We start from the raw sequence: 19,261 nt of genomic DNA, 5'->3' as shown, positions 1-19,261 counted from the left end.
CGCCGGACCAACCCGGGATTCCGGGAAATTTCCACCTCCGCCCCATCCTCACCAGCCCTTGATTCCGGCACCTGCATCCGGAAGGATTCGCTGCCTATGGATGAACGCGCCGCCATCGAGAAACCCGCCAGGCCCGCGGGCAGATTCCTGAGACGCAGATGGGTGCTGCTGCCGACGTGGCGTCTCAGTGTGATCGCCGCGGTGGTCATCGGTGGTCCGGCGGTTTTCGCGTTCCTCAATCTCTACGGCTGGCTGGCGGTGACGGAGCCCGTATCCGGAGCGGAGACCCTGATCGTGGAAGGCTGGATCCCGGACCATGCGCTGGAAAAGGCCGCGGAGCATGCCCGGACAACGGAGGCGGAAATCGTTTTCTGCACCGGCATCCCGCTCGACCGCGGGACGCTGGATCTCCCCTATAAGACCTTCGCCGACTACGCCGCCGCCACCCTGTCGAAGATGGGCGTCCCCGCGGGCCGCATCCAGTCAGTACCGTGCGGAATCTCCAGAACGGAAAGAACCCGCATGATGGCCCGCGCCCTGGCCGACCACCTGAGGAAGAACCCCACGCTCTCCCCCGGCAAGCGCGCCGACCTCATCACCAGCGCCACCCATGCACGCCGCAGCCGGATGATTTTCAGGGAGGAACTGGGGGATGACTGGAAGATCGGCGTGATCTCCTGCCCGGATCCCGAGGCGGACCCGGGCCGCTGGTTTCTGGGCAGCAAATCCGCGAAGGAAGTGTTCAACGAGATGGTGGCCATGAGCATGGCGCTCGTCGGAGGGAATTGATCCCGGTTGCAGCCTCCTGAGGAGCCTGCGACACGCTTTGACAAACCTCCGCCGCCCCCATAACCAATGCACATGCGGTCGCTCATCAAGCATGTCCTGAAACGTGGGGAACCCACCGATGACCTCCACGTCGCTGGCTGGGTCCGGACCCGCCGGGATTCCAAGGCGTTTTCCTTCATCGAACTCAACGACGGCACCTGCCTGGGAAATCTCCAGATCGTCGCGGACGAAGGCATTCCCGGATACGACCAGATCGCGAGGATGAACACCGGCGCCTCCGTGGAGATCCGCGGCCAGCTCATCCCTTCTCCCGCCGCAGGCCAGAAATGGGAGATGCGGGCCACCTCCCTGAAACTGCTGGGAGAGGTCCCGGAGGACTACCCGCTGCAGAAAAAGGGCCACAGCCAGGAGTTCCTCCGCTCCATCGCCCACCTCCGCCCGCGGACGAATCTCTACGGCGCGGTCTTCCGCATGCGCAGCCGCATCGCCTACGCGATCCACAAGTTTTTCCAGGAGCGGGATTTCATCTACGTCCACACACCCATCATCACCGCCAGCGACTGCGAGGGTGCCGGTGAAATGTTCCGCGTCACCACCCTTCCGGACGACAAGATCAGCAGAGACACGGAGGATTTCTTCAACAAGCGTGCCTACCTCACCGTGAGCGGCCAGCTCGAGGGGGAGACCTTCGCCTGCGCCCTGTCGAACATCTACACCTTCGGTCCCACCTTCCGTGCGGAGAATTCCAACACCTCCCGCCACGCGGCGGAGTTCTGGATGATCGAGCCGGAAGTCGCCTTCTGCGATCTGGAGGGTGACATGGATCTGGCGGAGGCGCTGGTGAAATACCTCGTCACCTATGCCCTCGAAAACCATGAGGGCGATCTGGAGATCTTCGAGAAGTTCGTGGACAAGGGCCTGCGCGAGCGCCTGGAGTTCGTGGCCAGCCGTCCGTTCGAACGCATTTCCTACACGGATGCGGTGGAGCTGCTGCTGAAGAGCCGGAAGCAGTTCCAGTATCCGGTGGAATACGGCCTCAACCTCCAGTCGGAACACGAACGCTGGCTCACCGAGGAACACTTCAAGCAGCCGGTAACCGTCTTCAACTACCCGAAGGAGATCAAACCGTTCTACATGCGCCTCAACGATGACGGGAAGACCGTCACCGCCATGGACGTGCTGGTGCCGGGCATCGGCGAGATCGTCGGCGGCTCCCAGCGCGAGGAACGCTACGACGTGCTGATGGAGAACTTCCGCAAGCACGACCTCGACCCGGAAGCCTATTGCTGGTATGCGGACCTGCGGAAATACGGCAGCGTCCCGCATGCGGGCTTCGGCCTCGGCTTCGAGCGGATGCTCATGTTCGTCACCGGCATGGCCAACATCCGCGACGTCATCCCCTTCGCACGCACGCCGGGGAACTGCGAGTTCTGACAAGTGGCTGCCGCGTCCCGCGGCAGAAAACCCTTGGTTCATTCATCGGCGGGACGCCGATGTCACGGTCTGCTGCGGGACGCAGCAGCCACAGTTCCCGCCGTCACGCGCTTTTCCTCACCTCTTCGGGCAGGAAGCGGTTCCAGCTCTCATCCCCCAGTCCGTTCTCACGCAGGCCGAACAACGGACGCCAGCGCGGCGCGATGGGCTTGTGCAGCGGGTGCATGCCCGCTTCATGCGGCAGCTTGTTCGCCTTCCGCGTGTTGCACTTCACACATGAGGTTACGATGTTCTCCCAGGTGGTTTTCCCGCCTTTCTGCCGGGGCATCACGTGGTCCAGGTTGAGCTGGTTTTCCGGCAGGATCCTCGTGCAGTACTGGCAGGTGAACTTGTCCCGCAGGAACACGTTGCGCCGGGTGAACTTCACCTCCAGCCGCGGCTGCTTGTCATAGATGCCCAGCACGACGATCTTCGGCACCCGCAGGGAAACGCTGACGCCGTGGATCATCTCCGGGTCGATGACCTCCGCGGAGTGGTTCATCCAGGAGCCCAGGTCATGCGCCTTGTAGCACTCCTCCCCATCGACCTGGACGACCAGCGCATGGCCCAGGCAGAGGAGGTGCAACGCACGTCTGACGGAACAGGTGTGAATCGGCTGCCAAAACCGGTTCAGCACCAGAACGGGGAGTTCTAGTACGGCAGTCATAAACCCTTTTCAAACCAATCGCCCGGAAAGTAGCAGGTCCATCCCCCACGGCAACGAAAAAGCCAATACGGAATCGTCGCGCAAGGCCTCCCGCGCTTTCACCGCACATGCCACTTCCGGCGATGACCTGCCACACCTGGAGACACTATTTTTTCTCTCGAATGGTATCCAACACTACCGTCTGCAACACATCAGGAGCAGAACGGGCGTAACCAAAACTACATTTTCCCCATTCGAAACGATATACCTCATAAATCGGGGAATCCGGCGGTTGGCGAGGCGTGGGAGGCACCAGCAATGCCGGTTTCCCAAATTCTTTGATCACAGTTTGCTTCGCCACACCGGCATTCATCTTCAGATCGAGGATCAGCAGACCCTCGGATTTTCTCTCGTTCGCAGTAGCAGCTCGGTAGTCCAGTTTGGCCAGCCATGAGGGCAGGTCGTCGGCTCCAAAGGAATTGAAACTCGGGTTCGACCGCTCCGCTTGCACCTGCAGCGTAACGCCGAGTGAACCTTGTATCGCCGCATGACTCAGCTCCCCCTTTCCGATCAATTTTCTCAAACAAACTAATGGCTCTTCCTTGCTCATGGCTTCAGATTGCAGGCTGCTGATCGTAATAATCGGAATAAGGGGCACCATAATATTCCTCATAGGTCTTCGTTGGGTCCGTGCTGGGCCTCTCGCCTTTTGCGAAGATCGCTCCGATGTCCTTTCGGGCCTTTTCCCGATCCCCGTGCTCCTTGTATTCTTGGTAAGCCTTTTCGTACTCGTCTGATTTCGCACCGGCAATCCCAATGTCCGTCCCTCCATTGCCCATAATTTCATCCCGCACTTTGGCGTTCATCAAAGTAGCCTCACCTTCGTCCTTCAGAGCAGCCTCTACATTTTTCCTCACATACTCGTCTTTGGAGAGTCCGGTATGGGGCACATAGGGATCCGCCGAATAGAGCGCGTGACCGGACTCATGAGCCAGAGTTTGGGTGATGGAAGCGGGATTGTCCTTCTCATTCGGATCAATGACAATTTCCTTCTTGGTCTTGTCGCAGAAGCTTCCTTTTCCCGGCTCTCCATAGCGGATCACCCAACCATCTTCTTCAAGAGCTTTGAGATTCGCCACCAAAGTCGGAGACTTTTCCACCAGCTCATTCACCCCGGCTCCAAGAGCAGTCGGACATGCATTCGGGCAAGCCGCCACGGGGATCTCGGGGATCTTATTTTTACTGAACAACGCCTTGGCTGCCTTGCAGGCGGAATCATAGGCTTCCAGTGCAGCCGCCCCGATTTTCGATCCCAATCCTTTGAGTGCCGCAAATGCCATAAGGAAATCCGGTGTCAGCAGGCTGAAAGCTCGATCCTGACCTGTCGCTCCAAGTCATCCCGTTTGAGATCTTCGCTCAATTGTTGATCTTCCAGAAGCGGTGAAGCCCATGCGCAATCGGCGGTGAAGTCCTCACCCAATGCGCAAACCGCGTTCAAAAACGCGCAAACTCCCAGCTCGGTTTTCAACCCATATCCGTTCGCTCGTTTCCAGTTCCTCTTGAGCAGGTCCTGGATCTCCTCTTCGGAAAGATCCTCCACCCCATCCCCGAAGTACATCCGGATATGCTTTTCCAGGCGCTTCATCATAACCTCCGCATTTGTGGCCCCTAATGCCTCAAACTGCCCCTTCCCGATGATCAGCATGATTGCATCAAATCCATTTTCAAACTTCTGACAAGAAATTACCTATCGCGGAGCAATACGGAATCGTCGCGCAAGTCCTTCCCGTGTTTCTCCGTAGAAGCACCACCTCCATGCACCCGCTCAAGCTCCTTCCCGCATTGGTCTGTCTCGTCTCCCTCCCCTCCGCCCATGCCGGCGAGGTATTCCAGATCCGCGACGGACTGCCGTCTTTCTTCGGGAAAGTGACGAACCCCGGGGAGGAACCGGTGCGCGTCAGCTACTTCGGCGGCTCCATCACCGAGGGCGCGGGATCCTCCGATCCGAAATTTTCCTACCGCTCGCTCCTCACGGAGTGGCTGAAAAAGCAATACCCGCAGGCGAAAATCCAGCCGTTCAACGCGGCGATCGGCGGCACCGGCTCATGGCTCGGTGCCTACCGCTGCTGGGAGGATGTGGGCTACCAGCGCCCGGACCTGGTGATCGTCGAGTTCGCCGTGAACGACGGTGGACTGCCTGAAAACGAGGTGCTTGCCAGCATGGAAGGCATCGTCCGCAAGCTGAGGGAACAGACTCCGTCAAAGCCGGACATCCTCTTCCTCTACACGATGACCACCGGCCAACTGGAGGATTTCAAGAGGGGCGAACTTCCCGCCACGACCCGCTACCATGAGAAGATCGCGGAGCACTACGGCATCCCCAGCGTCGCGATGTCCCGTCATGCGGCGGACCAGATCATCGCAGGAAAGCTCACCGCGGAGGCATTCGCCAAGGATGGCGTGCATCCCACCGACGCAGGATACGCGCTCTACCTGGAGGCGCTGAAGCCATTCTTCACAAAAGCCGCCACCATCTCCACCGCCCGCAAACCCCTCCCCGCACCACTCGCCCGGCGACCGCTGCAGGAGGCGCGCCTCATTTCGTATGACTGGACGGAACTGGATGCCGGCTGGCTGGGCTGGCAGCTCAGCCCCACCGACAGGATCCCCCACCTGGCGGTGAGCGACAAACCCGGTTCCACCATCACCCTGAAGTTCAAGGGCGCGCAGGCCGGGATCTACTGCATCATCGGCCCCGATACCGGGAACATCGAATACTCGCTGGATGGCGGGGAGTGGAAACACAAGGTTCTCTTTGACAAATACTGCCTCACCTACGCCCGGCCTCAGGCATTCAGGCTGGTGGAAGGCCTCGACCCCGGCCCGGAGCGCACGCTCAGGGTCCGCATCGCGGAAGACACTCCTGAGGGCAGCAAGGGACGCTTCACCCGCCTCGGCTACTTCCTGGTCGATGGACAGGTGAAGAACCCGACGGAAGGCATGGATCCGCTCGCCCGCATCGACGCCATCTATGCGACCATGAAGCCGGTCACCTGGCAGCCGCCCGCCGGTCGCTGGAACCACCTGGAGAAAACCAAGGCCAAGCTGGAGAACGGGCCGAAGCTCAACGTCGTCATGCTGGGCGACAGCATCATTGGTGACACCTCCTCCTCCAGCTTCGAATACCTGCTGGAGAAGGACCGCCCGAAGTGCGACGTCACCAAGATCGTCAGCGTCCGAGGCTCGACCGGTTGCTGGTGGTACAAGGACGACAACCGGCTGGAGCAATACGTCTTCCGCCACAACCCGGACCTGCTCGTCATCGGCGGCATCAGCCAGCGCGGCGACATCGGGGCGATCCGCTCCGTCATCCACCAGTGCCGGGCGAAGTTCCCGGATCTGGAAGTGCTGCTCCTTTCCCCGACCTTCGGCGCTCCGCCAAATCCCAAAACCGGTCCGAGCGAGCAATACAAAGCCTACCAGGCCGCGCTGCCGAAACTCGCCGCCGAAGAGAAGTGCGGCTACTTCGACATGACCACGCCGTGGAAGGAATACATCGGCTCCAGCGGCTATGCCCTGGACTCATTCAAGCGCGACGTCGTCCATGCCAACGACCGCGGAAAGCAGATCCTCGGACGGCTGATGCAGCGCTTCCTGGCTCCGTGACCCATGACACCTCCCGGCATCAGAGGCTCCTATCGTCCTCATGGCGGAGATCCTTCGCCGCCTCCATGTACACGGCGTCCTCGCCGATGTTGGTGGCGAGGTCGCCCACACGCTCCAGCGAGCGGACGATCAGGATGAGGTGCAGATATTCCTGGCTGCGTCCGGCGGATGTCTCCAGGCGTGTGCCGTAGAGGGCGTTCGTTTCGTGGTGCAGCTTGTCCAACTCCTTGTCCCGGGCGTGCAGGGAGGCCCCCAGAACAGCGTTGCGGTCGCTGTAGGCGGAGATGGCGTCGCGCAGCAGGCGGTCGGCCAGTTGGTAGAGAGGTTCGATCAGGTTCACCTCCTGCAACTCCGCGCCCGCACTGATCTTCTTCGCCCGCTTCGCGATGTTCGTCGCGTGGTCGGAGATCCGCTCGAGATTCATGGAAATCTTCATCGAGGAAACCACCAGCCGCAGATCCGTCGCCACCGGGTGGAAGCGGACGAGGATGTCCACGCCGAGACGGTCGATCCGCCTCTCGAGTTCATCCACCTCGTCATCATCGGCGATCACCGCGTTCGCCAGCTCGACATTCCTTTCGAGCAGGGACGTGATCGCTCGCTCCAGATTGTGACGGGCCTGCGCCGCCATCGACAAGACTTCGGAGCGGAGGGCGGAAATGGCGACATCGAAGTCGCGGAAGATATGGACGTTGGGCATGGATTTGGTCTCTCTGTTCAGCCGAACCGGCCGCTGATGTAGTCTTCTGTTTTCTTCAATCTCGGGTTGTTGAACATCTGCATGGTGTCACCGAACTCGACCAGCTCCCCCATGAAGAAAAACGCGGTCATGTCCGAAACCCGCGAGGCCTGGGCCATGCTGTGGGTCACGATGACGATGGTGAATTCCTTCCGGAGTTCCCAGATGAGATCCTCCACCTTTGCGGTGGCAATGGGGTCGAGCGCGCTGCACGGCTCATCCATCAGGATCAGCCGCGGCTTCACCGCGATGGTCCGGGCGATGCACAGCCGTTGCTGCTGGCCGCCGGACAGGCCCATGCCGGACTCCTGCAGCCGGTCCTTCACCTCATCCCACAGAGCGGCGGAGCGGAGCGCTTCCTCCACCGCCTGGTCCAGCACCGACTTGCGCCGCTCCCCGGCAAGGCGGAGGCCGTAGGCGACATTCTCATAGATGCTGCGCGGGAACGGGTTCGACTTCTGGAACACCATACCGACATCACGCCGCAGCTTCACCACATCCACCGAACGGTCGTTGATGTCGATGCCATCGATGGTGATGCGGCCGTTGGTGATCCGCGCACCCGGAATTTCGTCGTTCATCCGGTTGATGCAACGCAGCAGGGTGGACTTGCCACAGCCGGACGGGCCGATGAACGCGGTGACCGCGTGGGCGGGGATGTTGAAGTCGATGTTCTTGAGCGCGTGGGAATGCCCGTAGTGGAAATCCACCTTCGACACCTCGATGGAAGTGTAGGTCGGATGCCCTGGGTCGCCGCGGAGCGATTCGGTGGGAGCTGGCTCAGCCAAAAGATCCTGTGACATAGGCTTCGGTTTTGGATTCCTTCGGGTTCTCGAAAATCTGCATGGTCTCACCAAACTCGATGAGCTCGCCAAGGTAGAAAAACGCGGTCTTGTCCGAGCAACGGGTGGCCTGGGCCATGTTGTGGGTGACGATGACGATGGTGTAGTTCTTTTTCAGCTCGATGAGCAGCTCCTCGACCTTGAGGGTCGCCAGCGGGTCGAGCGCGGCGCACGGCTCGTCCATGAGGAGGATGTCCGGCTGGTTCGCGATGGCCCGTGCGATGCAGAGACGCTGCTGCTGGCCGCCGGACAGGCCGAAGGCGCTGGCGTGCAGCCGGTCCTTCACCTCATCCCACAGGACGGCCCCGCGCAGGGAACGTTCCGCGGCTTCATCCAGCTCGCTCTTTTTCGTCACCCCGGCCACGCGGAGGCTGAAGACGACGTTCTCGTAGATCGATTTCGCGAACGGGTTGTATTTCTGGAACACCATCCCCACGCGGCGGCGGAGTTCCAGCAGGTCGATGTCCGGCCGGTAGATGTCGATGTCGTGGATGTGCACCGAGCCGGAGGTGATCTTCGCCCCCTCGATGCGGTCGTTGATGCGGTTGAGGCAGCGGAGCAGGGTGGACTTCCCGCAGCCGGACGGCCCGATGAAGGCCGTGACCTGGCGGTCCGGGATCTCCAGGGAAACATCGTGGATGACCTGCTTCTTGCCGTAGGCGAAGTTGAGGTTGCGGATGCTGATGGCGCTCGCCGCGGCCGCGGCTGGCGCCGGCACGATCTCCCCGGTGTTCTTGTGATCTTTCAAGGTGGTTACCATTTGAGTTTCGCGCGGAGTTTGGCACGCAGGATCATGGAGCCCGCCGAAAGCAGGGCCACCAGCATGAGGAAGACGAAGACGGAGCCGAACTGCGCGCGCTGCGTGTATTCCGAAGCGGGGATCCGCGCGGCGAGCGTGTAGATGTGGTAAGGCAGTGCCTGCACCTGGGAGGAGAGGATGTCCAGCGGATTGGAGACACCCTCCCAGGGGAAGTCATCCTTCGCGGCGACGGCGGCGGTGAACATGATGGGCGCGGTCTCACCCGCCACACGGGCGATGGAAAGCAGCGACGAGGTCAGGATGCCCGGCAGCGAATACGGCAGCACGCACTTCCGGATGGTCTGCCAGCGCGTGGCTCCCATGGCCAGCGAGGCGTCCCGGAAACCCTGTGGCACCGCCCTCAGGGACTCCTCCGATGCGGTGATGATCACCGGCAGAATCATGCACGCCAGGGTCGCACATCCCGCCATCAGAGATGAATTCCAGCCCTGGAAGCTGATATACAGGTCGTTGATGAAGATCGGGATCGTCAGGAAGGAACGGTCCGACGGCTCCCCGGTGATGACCGGAACCGCCAGCACGAACACCGAGAAGCCGAACAGGCCGAACACGATGGAGGGAACCCCCGCGAGGTTGAGGATCGCCAGCCGCACCGCGTCGATGAAGGGACTCTGCTTCGCATACTCCGCAAGGTAGATGGCCGCGCTCACGCCGAAGAACAGCGCCAGGATGATCGAGCCGATGGTCAGCAGCGCCGTCCCCGCGATCGGCCCCGCGATGCCACCGCCGGAGTAGGAGTAGGTGGACTCGTTGTAGATCGGCTTGTCCGCATTCTTCGCGAGGTACTCATTATACTCCGAGGCAGGCAACTGGTGCCGTGTCCCTTCCGCGTCATCGAATACGTGCAGCGTCTGGTTCTTGGCCGTGAGGAACTCGAAGTCCACATAGGGAGCCTCACTCTTGAAAAGGACCGGCGCGCCATCGACGATGATCTTGGCGAACAACGCCATGGCGACGAGCACGATGAAATACGTGGTCAGGCCGAGGATGCCACGGACGACCGCGTTCTTGACGAACCCTTTCGGAGCACCCTTACGGATCAGTTTTTCAGGATTCCACATGGATCAATGAGGCTGCTTTTTGAAGAACCGGCGGGCGGCGGCGTTGATACCGAGCACGATGGCGAACAGGAGGATGCCCACCACGAACAGCGCCCGGTAGTGGACGCTTCCCAGCGGCACCTCTCCAAGTTCCTGGGCGATGATGCCGGTGAGGGTGTGCGCCGGCTGGAAGAACGTGCCGAGACCGGCGGTGAAGTCCGGGATCTTGATCCGGTTGCCCGCCACCAGCAGCACTACCATGGTCTCCCCGATCACCCGGCCGAGGCCGAGCAGCACCGCCGCCAGGATGCCGGAGAATGCGGCGGGGATGATGACCCGGAACGTGTTCTGGATCTTCGACGCTCCGAGCGCCTCCGCCGCCTCCGAGTAGGCGGACGGCACGTTGTTCAGCGCGTCCTCGGAGAGCGAGAAGATCGTCGGGATGCTCATCAGGGCGAGCAGGCAGCCCGCGGTGAAAATGTTGAGCCGCTCCTCGATGGGGAAGCCGGGCAGCCAGGCCAGGGAATCCTTCATCGAAATGTCCCGCAAAACCGTACCCAGCACCAGGATGCCGATGAAGCCCAGCACCACCGAAGGAATCGCCTGGATGAACTCGATGACAGGCTTCACAAAGCCCTGCTCCCTCTTCGAGGCGAACTGGTTCGTGTAGATCGCCGCACCGACACCGACCGGGATGCCGATGACCAGCGCGACCAGCGAGATCATGAGCGAGCCGACGAACAGGGGCAGGATCCCGTAGAAATCCTGCCACTCGCCACCGGTGACCCAGTCCTTGCCGGTGAGGAAGGATTTGACGGCGGCGAACAGGCCGACCGGATCATTGTAACGCCAGGCGTCCAGTTCCGCCGGTGTCCTGGCGAGATGATCGAGATAGATGGGGCTCACTTTTTCCGCGACTTTGAGCAGACGGTCCGCCTCCCCTTCGCTGAGGGAAGCGGGCAGTTTCGCCAGCACCGCGGAGGCATTCGTCCGCAGGTTCTGGTGGATGGTGATGCAGTCCTGCTTCCGCAGCAGCAGTTGCTGGATAGGGCCCTCGACATCAACTTTCTCAGCGAGGGATGCCTTCGCCTCGGTGATGAGTTTCTCCCGCTCGGCGGGATCTTTCGCCTTCTCGGCGGCGGCCATGAGGGTCTTGCGGTCCTTCTCCAGGATGTCGGCCTTTGCGAGCGCCGCTTTGGTGACAGTGACCGACTCGGTCATTTCGGAGATGATCGTGCCCAGCGCGCCTCCAGCCTCCTGGAATGCGTCGATGGTCGCCCGGACCTCCACCAGCGGTTCGGAATGCTTCTGCTGGGCGGCGGAAAATTCCTCGCTGAGCTTCGTCACCAGCGGAGGATCGTCGGAGTCCTCCAGCGTTCTCGCCGAGATGGAGGAAATCAGGGACGCCCGTTCCTCAGCATTGAGGTGAGGGGTTTTGGGCAGGGACTCGAGCGCCTTTTTGCGGGCGGCCTCGTAGTTCCCCTTCATGACGGCCAGCGCCTGGGACTGCTGGTCGATGCCCTCGTTGTTGAGGATGAGATCCCTCGTCGGGGAAACGCGCTCACTGTAGGCATTCCAGAGCTCGCTGGCCTCCAGGGAACGCTTCATCTCATTCGCCGCCTTGCCGTTGATCTCGGCGTAGTAGGCGCGGTTGAGGATGCTGGCGATCTCCTCGTGGGAGGTGAGGTTCTTGCGCGAGATGTCGACGAACTCCAGTCCGGCGATGCGGTAGATCTCAAGCTCGCGCCGGTATCCCGGGAAGAATCCCAGACCTTCCTTCAGCAGGAACGCGATGATGAGCGTCAGGATGACGATCGTGAGACCCGCGTTCGAGGCGAAGAAGTAGCGGATGCCCTTTTCAAAGGAGAATCCCCTTTTCTGGAAACGGTGTCCTTTTTCCGGCGGACTTGATTCGTGGCGACTCATGCAGGGAATGGCTTCAGTTGCGCGCGCGAGGGGATGGGGCACCGTGGACCTGCGCACGTCCACGATGCCCGGCAGCAACCTAAACAATCAAGACCGGATCAGAGGTCTTTGGTCGGGATGAAACCGACGCGGCGGACGATGTTCTGGCCGGCGTCCGACTCCACGAAGTCCATGAACGCCTGGGCTTCCGCCGTCGGCTTGTCAGGGGCGTAGAAGTAGCACAGGCGGGCGTAGGCGTATTTCTTGGCATTGTTGGCCACCGGCTCGACACCGTCGATGGTCACCGTCTTGATGCCGTTGCTCTTGGCGTAGGCCAGGCCGACGTAGCCGATGCCGTTCCGGTTCTTCGCAACTTCCTGGGCGATCTGCTCGTTGCCGGCCATCTTCTGGGAGGTGGACGGATAGTCACGGCCACCCATCGCAAGACCCTGCCAGTCCTTGTAGGTGCCGGAGGAGGTGTTGCGGGTGTAGATGGAGATCTTGCCTGGAGCGCCGCCGATCTCCGACCAGTCCTTCACCTGGCCGGTGAAGATCTTGGCGACCTGGTCCTTGGTCAGCTTGGAGATCGGGGAGTTCTTGTTGACCACCACCACGATCATGTCGTGGGCGACGGCGTGTTCCTTGAGGTAGACGCCCTTGGTGCGGCAGAAGGTCCTCTCGTCGTCCTTCACCTTGCGGGAGGACATGCCGATCTGGGCGGTGCCGTTGGCGAGCGCCGGAAAAGCGGTGGAAGAACCTTCCGCCGCGATCTCGAATTTGACGTTTTTGTTACCTGCCGCCTTGAAAGCTTCGGAAAGCTGCGGGACGAGCTTGGCGCCGAGGGTGTCGGAACCCTTGATGCTGAGAGTCTGCGCGCCGGCGATCGTCAGGAGCGCGGCGGAAGCGAATAGAGTGCTGATGAGTTTCATGTCGGTTTGGAGTAGAGGTGTAGATTTAGTCCGTGGAAATTGGAGCTTTGTTACGGTTCCGTCACGGGATCAGAAGGCCATCCGGAGACCGGTCATCGCGGTGTAACCGTCGTAGTCGCCGCCACCAAGTTGCGAGAACTCGATGCCGTTCATGACCTTCAGCTTGTGACCGTAGAGATACCAGTTGAGACCGACGTATTGTGCGGTGTAGGTGTTGCCACGGCCCCGTGCGCCGGTGCCGGAAGCGGCGAGGCGCTCATAGCGGCTGCCCACCTGGATGCCGTCCGGATCAGCGGAAGTGGCGAACTGCAGGCGGCCGACGAGCTGCAGGCCCGGGGCGATGAAGTAGGTGGGGATGATCGTCAGGCCGAAAACGTCGGACTGGTTCACGTTCACACTGCTGTTGCCGTTGCGGTCCGCTTGGCCCGAAAACCCGAAACCGTAGTTCATGTCCACCGTCAGGCCGAAGCGGCCGCTCTGGATCTCATTGGAGAGGGAGAGTGTGTCGGTGAAAGCCGGGGAGGTCGGTTGGCCGAACCAACCGTCGTTCTTGTCCGACTGGAAGCCCGGGTTGGAGTTGTGGGTGTATCTGAAGGAAACAACGGCGGTGTCGAGACCGCTCTGGGCGGAGTAGTCGTAGCCGATTTTCCCGAAGTAGAGGGCACCATGGCCGAAGCCGGAGAATTCACGGGCTTGGTCGGCACCGTAGACCGCGACTTCGTAGAGCCAGTGGTCAGCGACGTTCTTACCGGTGACCCAGACGCCCGTCAGGTTGCCGGGGTGGAGCATGTTGGCGACGAGGCTGCGCTCGAAGGTCACGATCTCCTTGGACGAGATTTCCTGTTCACGGGTGATCTTGAGCTCTTGCTTGCCGATGCCGACGTTGAATTGATCAGTGGTGCCGTAGACCGCGTAGAGGTCGTAGATGTCGCCATAGTAGGGATCATTCCCCTGCAGGTCGCGGCCATCGGTGTTGATGTCGATCTGGCCTTCCAGCTTCACGCTGCTGAACCACTTGGACTTGAAGCCGAGGTAAGCGCGGCGGACTTCGATGTCGTTGCCCCAGGTCTTGAGGTCGTTCGCGGTGCCATTGCCGCCTTTCCAGTCGGAAGTGTTGTAGCTGTCACCATCAGCTTCACCATAGATGCTCTGGACCTGGAGGCGGCCCTGAAGCGAGAACTCCTGGAGGATCGGGTTCGACGAATCTTTGTAGAGGGTGACAGCCGACCAGATTTTGTCGTAGGTGGTTTCACCCGTCAGTCCTGCGGAGAAAACTCCTTGGTCTTGGGCGTGGACGGCACCGGTGGCCAACAGGCCAGTGGCCAGAAGCACGCGGGGGATGGATTTCATAGGTTGCATGGGATGGAGTATTTGGCCGGGTGATTGACCGATTTTCCCTGGGTTGCGCCCGGCGACCGATGCTTAAATCCAAACTCCGTCACATTCCCAAGGGGTCTTCAGTGACATAGATGTCACATTCGCCATCGGTTGGAAAATGAGCCGGATTTTCCAACCGTTGCCGACTTTACAGCCGCGGTGTTTGAAACTCAATCTCATTAGCTCCGACCCTCGCCCGGCTGGATCCCCTGATGCCCATGAAAGACAAATCCTCCACATCGCCCACCGTCCTGGGTTCGAGGGAAGTCCTCGCGCTCGCGACCTTCCTCACCGCAGGCCACGCTTCCGCCCAAGCTCCCGCCGCCGCTGAAAAGAAAGCACAAAGCCCTGATGACGGAACACTTCCGGAGGTCCAGGTAACGGCCAACCGTGACAACGCGGGAACCTATAAAACCGAGCAACTTGCATCCCGCAAATTCACAGCCCCCCTCATCGACGCCCCGCAGTCCTTTTCCGTCATTCCCAAGGAAGTCTTCCAACAGCAGGGTGCCCGGAATCTGACCGACGTGCTGAAAAACACTCCGGGCATCTCCTACAACGCCGGGGAAAACGGCTTCGGCACCAGCATGAACAACTTCAGCCTGCGCGGGGTGGATACCTCGGGCAGCGTGTTCCAGGACGGCGTCCGTGACAGCGGTAGCTACTCGCGGGACGTATTCAACCTCGAGAGTGTGGAAATCGGCAAGGGCGCCGCAGCCGACAACGGCTACGGAACCGCTGGCGGCTACGTGAATCTCGTCAGCAAGACCGCCCGGGGCGAAAACTTCTACAGTGGCACCGCCTCCTATTCATTCGATGAAACCGACTCCAGCCCCCGCTTCCGCACGGCTTTCGATGTGAACCAGGCGTTTTCCGGAAATGTGGCGTTCCGCCTGAACGCCTTCCTCCAGGAAGGTGGGGTGGCTGGCCGTGACTACGCGGAAGCCAACGGCTGGGGTCTGGCCCCCACCATCACCTTCGGCCTCGGAACCGACACCCGGTTCTTCCTTTCCTACCAGCACGTTGAGCAGAACGACATTCCGGACTGGGGAGTCCCGACGGGAATTTCCTTCGGCAGCGCAAACCGCTTTGAAGGCGTGGACCGCTCGCACCGGGACACCTACTATGGGCTGACCACCGACTATGACGACACCATCACGGATGCGTTCGTCGCCCGGATCGAACATGATTTCAACGAAGACCTGACGCTTTCGAACCAAACCCGGATCGCGAAAACGAACCGCCGCACGGACTTCACGATGCCGCACAGCTTCGACGACGCCACAGCAACCACCGTGCGGCAGGAACGGACCATCTACGACCGCGAGAACTTCAGCTTCTCCAACATCACCAACCTCTCCTACGAGTTCGCCACGGGCAGCCTCGAACACACGCTTTCCGCCGGGTTCGAGTTCATCCGGGAAGATGCCGACGCTCTCCGCTACAACTCCAAGAACCGCGGGCTTGTAAACGCCCACGATCCCAACAACAACCCGGGGATCGCGGAACCGGAGTTCCAGGGTATCGGCCAAGTGGACGTGGAAACCTACGGTCTCTATGTCTATGACACGGTCAAACTCAACGAGCGCTGGCAGATCACCGGCGGCATCCGCGCCGACCACTACAAGGTTGATCTCGTGGACCGCAACCAACTGGGCGTCCCGGGCGGAGCGAACTTCAGCAAGTCCGACACATTCCTCGGAGGAAAGCTGGGCGTCGTCCACAAACCCGCGTCGAATGGCAGCATCTACGCTTCCGCCGGTCTCTCATCCCAGCCTCCGGCTTCTTTCCTCTCCAATTCCGACGCCTCCCGCGGCGGCGGCAACGGCTTTCCCGGAGCCGGCCTCGGCATCAACAACAAGGATGCCCAGACCCAGTACAACCTGAACTACGAGATCGGGACGAAGTGGGACTTCCTCGGCGGACGTCTTTCCACCACGGCAGCCCTCTTCCGCACCGAGCGCCATGATGTGGCGATCTCCGGGCGGTTCACGCCGGGAGCCGGGGCCACGGACACGGGCTATCATGAGCAGATCATCCAGGGCATCGAACTAGGCGTGGCCGGTCAGATCACCAATGAGTGGTCCGTCTTCGGCGGCCTCCTCATCATGGACAGCGAGCGCAAGGTCAGCTCGAAATGGGAGCAGGCACGGATCGACGCCGCCAACGGAGCCGGAGATCCCGACTACAACGCCACCTATGACTCCTTCGACGGTGACGAGCTTGCTTTCACCCCGAACTACACCGGCAACCTGTGGACCACCTACCGTTTCCCGGTCGGCCTGACGATCGGTGGCGGCATGCAGTACGTCAGCGGCTCCTATGTCGGACGTCCTGATGACGCGGAACGGATCATCCCCAACGGCCGCTATGGAAAGTTGGATGACTACCTCGTGTTCAACACGATGGTCGCCTATGAAGTGACTGAAAATGTCACCCTCCGGCTGAACATCGACAACATTTTCGATGAAGTTTATGCGGTCTCTTCCAACTGGAGTGGCGTCCGTTCCAATGTCGGCCCGCCCCGCACCTACACCATCAGCGCCGACTGGAAGTTCTGATTTTTAACGGGTTGTGCTGCAAATCAACCGTCATCCGGCTCTGGCCGGGTGGCGGTTTTGCGATTTTAGGAACAAATCTACGAATCAGGGGTTGACGAGTTTCGTTATTGAGACTCAGTCTCACCCTCGTTCGCCGGGAGCACACTGATTCCAGTGTGGAGATCGGCGGACGCCCATTGCCAACTCCCAATGAAACAAACATCCAAAACGTCGATCAGGGACATCGTCTCGACCCGCGAGGCGATCGCCCTGGCCACCCTGCTTTCCGTCGCCCACTCCACAGCCGCAGAGCCAGCGAAGAAAGAGGAAGCCGGCAACCAGAAGAAACAGGGCCAGGACGGAGCTGTTCTGGATGAAGTGACGGTCAGCGCGACCCGCTCCAACCCTTACAATCCCCAGAGGGTCCAGTCGCAGAAGTTCACCGCGCCGCTGGTCAACACCCCGCAGACCATCAGCGTCATCCCCAAGGAAGTGTTCAACCAACAAGGTGCGCAAGGCCTGGCGGACGTCCTCAAGAACACCCCTGGCATCACCTTCCTGGCTGGTGAGAACGGCCACGTCGGCGGTGCCAACAGCATGAACATCCGTGGCTTCGAAGCATCCAGCAACATCTTCATCGATGGCGTGCGCGACAACGGCAACTACGGTCGCGACATTTTCAACGTGGAGTCCGTGGAAGTGGTCAAGGGACCCGCCGGCGACAACGGCCGGGGCTCCACCGGCGGCTACATCAACCTGGCCACCAAAACACCGCAGGCTGAATCTTTCTACAGCGGCACCGCCGCCTACAAGTTCGACGAGACGGACGCCAACGACCACCAGCGCCTGACCCTGGACATGAACCAGGTGATCGAGAACGGTCCGGTTCCGGGCATGGCGTTCCGCCTCAACGCCCTCCTGCAGGGTGGTGGCGTCCAAGGCCGTGACTACGCGGAGAACAACAGTTGGGGTCTGGCACCGTCGGTCGCCTTCGGCCTCGGCACCGAAACCCGCCTCACCCTTGCCTACCAATACTGGGAGCAGAACAACCGCCCGGACATCGGCTTCCCGGGTTCCGCCGTTCCGGACACCACCTCCCCCGTCCGCCCGGGCGGCTACGTGGACCGCGAGAATTTCTACGGCCTCACGAGCGACTTTGATGATGTGACTTCCCACACCATCTACGCCCGCTTCGAACACGACTTCAACGACCGCCTGCGCTTCAACAACCTGACCCGCTACTCGCTCACCGACCGGGAGGCGATCTACACCGTGCTGGGCGCCTTCACCGCACCGGATACCGTCGGCCGCAGCCGCCAGGCCTTCTACCGCGAAACGGAGACGTTCACCAACCAGTCGAACATCACCGCGGAGTTCGAGACCGGTTCCGTCGGCCACACGTTCGCCGGTGGTCTGGAAGTCGCGCGCGAAAAGGCCCACAACCCACGCGACTTTGTGACCGCGAGCCTGGGAGTTCCCGGTGGAACGAACATCTATGATCCGGACACGGGCACTCCGGTTGCAGCCGATCCGACCTACAACTGGGTCGACGACATCACGGTGGACACCGTCGCAATCTATGCGAATGACACCCTGAAATTCAACGAGCAGTGGCAGGCTTCCATTGGCACCCGCCTGGAGTATTTCGACGCGGAGGCACGCTACAAGCAGGAAGCATCCGGAATCGTCACCAGATACCAATCGGACGATTTGATCTTCAGCGGCAAGGCAGGCATCGTGTTCAAGCCGAAGGAGAATGGCAGCATCTACGCCGCCTACGGCATGTCCGCCCTGCCTCCGGGCGCCAGCTCGCTCTCGAATGACAACGGTTCCCGCAGCACGGGTGGCCCGACCGTCCCCGGGGGTCCACTCACCGGCAACAACAACCTGGATTCGGACGTTCAGAAGTCCTACAACTACGAAGTCGGCACCAAGTGGGAGTTCTTCGACAAGAACCTCACCACCTCCCTCGCCATCTTCCGCAGCGAGCGCGAGAACGTTTCCGTCGGACCGAATGATCCGGTAACCGGAGAGCCAACGGCCTACGGGGACCAAGTGGTCACGGGCGTCGAACTCGGGGCGTCCGGATACGTCAATGAGAACTGGATGGTTTTCGGCGGCGTCTCCTACCTCGAGAGCGAGAACCAGGACGGCAACGACCTGACCTTCAACCCTGACTGGACCGCCAACCTCTGGACCACCTACCGCTTCCCGATCGGTGTGACCATCGGTGCAGGAGCCCGCTACACCGCTTCCACCGCAGCCCGTGTCGATGCGGCCAGCGGCGCGGCGACGGCCACCCTGCCCGAGTCGCTCATCTTCGACGCGATGGTGTCCTACGAGCTCACCAAGAACGTTACCCTCCGCCTCAACGTGAACAACCTGACGGACGAATTCTACGCCCGGACGGTCAACACCGCGGCGGATTCCCGTCGCGCCTACCTGGGCGAGTCCCGCACCTACACGCTCAGCGCGGACTGGAAGTTCTGATCCCG

General features: G+C 61.0%; 16 protein-coding genes. 5 read left to right on the top strand and 11 right to left on the bottom strand.

The genetic code is table 11. The annotated features are described in order from the left end of the window. Window positions 1-96: 96 nt before the first annotated feature. Together OVA24_RS04680 and asnS are read left to right on the top strand one after the other, a co-directional pair. Window positions 97-789, top strand: a complete 693-nt coding sequence (locus tag OVA24_RS04680; RefSeq protein WP_267673997.1) for a YdcF family protein — start codon at window positions 97-99, stop codon at window positions 787-789. 66 nt (window positions 790-855) lie between these two features. Then, window positions 856-2,223 (top strand): asparagine--tRNA ligase, encoded by a 1,368-nt coding sequence (asnS, locus tag OVA24_RS04675; protein WP_267673995.1) that lies wholly within the window; start codon window positions 856-858, stop codon window positions 2,221-2,223. A 103-nt stretch (window positions 2,224-2,326) separates the two neighbouring features. Here the strand turns inward: asnS and OVA24_RS04670 are convergent, their stop codons facing one another. From OVA24_RS04670 to OVA24_RS04655, 4 genes are all read right to left on the bottom strand, one after another. Continuing rightward, window positions 2,327-2,848 (bottom strand): HNH endonuclease, encoded by a 522-nt coding sequence (locus OVA24_RS04670; RefSeq protein WP_267673993.1) that lies wholly within the window; start codon window positions 2,846-2,848, stop codon window positions 2,327-2,329. Between the two features lie 226 nt (window positions 2,849-3,074). Next, a complete protein-coding gene (locus tag OVA24_RS04665) occupies window positions 3,075-3,518 on the bottom strand; it encodes a hypothetical protein (RefSeq protein ID WP_267673991.1) in 444 nt (147 codons plus the stop codon). Window positions 3,519-3,522: 4 nt separating this feature from the next. Beyond that, on the bottom strand, window positions 3,523-4,248 hold the full coding sequence (locus tag OVA24_RS04660) for a hypothetical protein (RefSeq protein ID WP_267673989.1): 726 nt from the start codon (window positions 4,246-4,248) through the stop codon (window positions 3,523-3,525). Between the two features lie 14 nt (window positions 4,249-4,262). Then, window positions 4,263-4,613 carry a hypothetical protein gene (locus tag OVA24_RS04655; protein WP_267673987.1) on the bottom strand — a complete coding sequence of 117 codons (351 nt, stop codon included), beginning with the start codon at window positions 4,611-4,613 and terminating at the stop codon, window positions 4,263-4,265. Window positions 4,614-4,723: 110 nt separating this feature from the next. On the opposite strand from OVA24_RS04655, the gene OVA24_RS04650 reads away from it, so the two are divergent. Further along, window positions 4,724-6,574, top strand: a complete 1,851-nt coding sequence (locus OVA24_RS04650; RefSeq protein WP_267673985.1) for an SGNH/GDSL hydrolase family protein — start codon at window positions 4,724-4,726, stop codon at window positions 6,572-6,574. 19 nt (window positions 6,575-6,593) lie between these two features. Here OVA24_RS04650 and phoU read toward each other — a convergent pair whose 3' ends face one another. From phoU to OVA24_RS04615, 7 genes are all read right to left on the bottom strand, one after another. Next, window positions 6,594-7,274, bottom strand: coding sequence for a phosphate signaling complex protein PhoU (gene phoU, locus OVA24_RS04645; RefSeq protein WP_267673982.1), 681 nt, complete (start codon window positions 7,272-7,274; stop codon window positions 6,594-6,596). 17 nt (window positions 7,275-7,291) lie between these two features. Beyond that, on the bottom strand, window positions 7,292-8,116 hold the full coding sequence (gene pstB / locus OVA24_RS04640; protein ID WP_267673980.1) for a phosphate ABC transporter ATP-binding protein PstB: 825 nt from the start codon (window positions 8,114-8,116) through the stop codon (window positions 7,292-7,294). Next, the gene (gene pstB, locus OVA24_RS04635) at window positions 8,094-8,903 is read right to left on the bottom strand and encodes a phosphate ABC transporter ATP-binding protein PstB (RefSeq protein ID WP_324287887.1); all 810 of its coding nucleotides are present in this window, start codon (window positions 8,901-8,903) and stop codon (window positions 8,094-8,096) included. The genes pstB (OVA24_RS04640) and pstB (OVA24_RS04635) overlap by 23 nt, the downstream gene beginning before the upstream one ends. A 5-nt stretch (window positions 8,904-8,908) precedes the next feature. Then, complete coding sequence (locus tag OVA24_RS04630; protein ID WP_267673978.1) at window positions 8,909-10,036, bottom strand: PstA family ABC transporter permease; 1,128 nt, start codon at window positions 10,034-10,036, stop codon at window positions 8,909-8,911. A 3-nt stretch (window positions 10,037-10,039) separates the two neighbouring features. Further along, window positions 10,040-11,941 (bottom strand): phosphate ABC transporter permease subunit PstC, encoded by a 1,902-nt coding sequence (gene pstC / locus OVA24_RS04625; RefSeq protein WP_267673977.1) that lies wholly within the window; start codon window positions 11,939-11,941, stop codon window positions 10,040-10,042. A 98-nt stretch (window positions 11,942-12,039) separates the two neighbouring features. Then, complete coding sequence (locus OVA24_RS04620; protein ID WP_267673975.1) at window positions 12,040-12,849, bottom strand: phosphate ABC transporter substrate-binding protein; 810 nt, start codon at window positions 12,847-12,849, stop codon at window positions 12,040-12,042. A 69-nt stretch (window positions 12,850-12,918) separates the two neighbouring features. Then, on the bottom strand, window positions 12,919-14,199 hold the full coding sequence (locus tag OVA24_RS04615; protein WP_267673974.1) for a porin: 1,281 nt from the start codon (window positions 14,197-14,199) through the stop codon (window positions 12,919-12,921). A gap of 245 nt (window positions 14,200-14,444) precedes the next feature. Here OVA24_RS04615 and OVA24_RS04610 point away from each other — a divergent pair, with 245 nt between their 5' ends. Beyond that, the gene (locus OVA24_RS04610) at window positions 14,445-16,787 is read left to right on the top strand and encodes a TonB-dependent receptor (RefSeq protein ID WP_267673972.1); all 2,343 of its coding nucleotides are present in this window, start codon (window positions 14,445-14,447) and stop codon (window positions 16,785-16,787) included. Between the two features lie 189 nt (window positions 16,788-16,976). Further along, window positions 16,977-19,256 carry a TonB-dependent receptor gene (locus OVA24_RS04605; RefSeq protein WP_267673969.1) on the top strand — a complete coding sequence of 760 codons (2,280 nt, stop codon included), beginning with the start codon at window positions 16,977-16,979 and terminating at the stop codon, window positions 19,254-19,256. Window positions 19,257-19,261: the final 5 nt, after the last annotated feature.

The sequence above is a fragment of the Luteolibacter sp. SL250 genome, from assembly GCF_026625605.1.
Classification (GTDB): Bacteria; Verrucomicrobiota; Verrucomicrobiia; order Verrucomicrobiales; family Akkermansiaceae; genus Luteolibacter.
The sequence above is the reverse complement of the archived record's forward strand: the minus strand, read 5'-3'. Positions and strand labels throughout refer to the sequence as shown.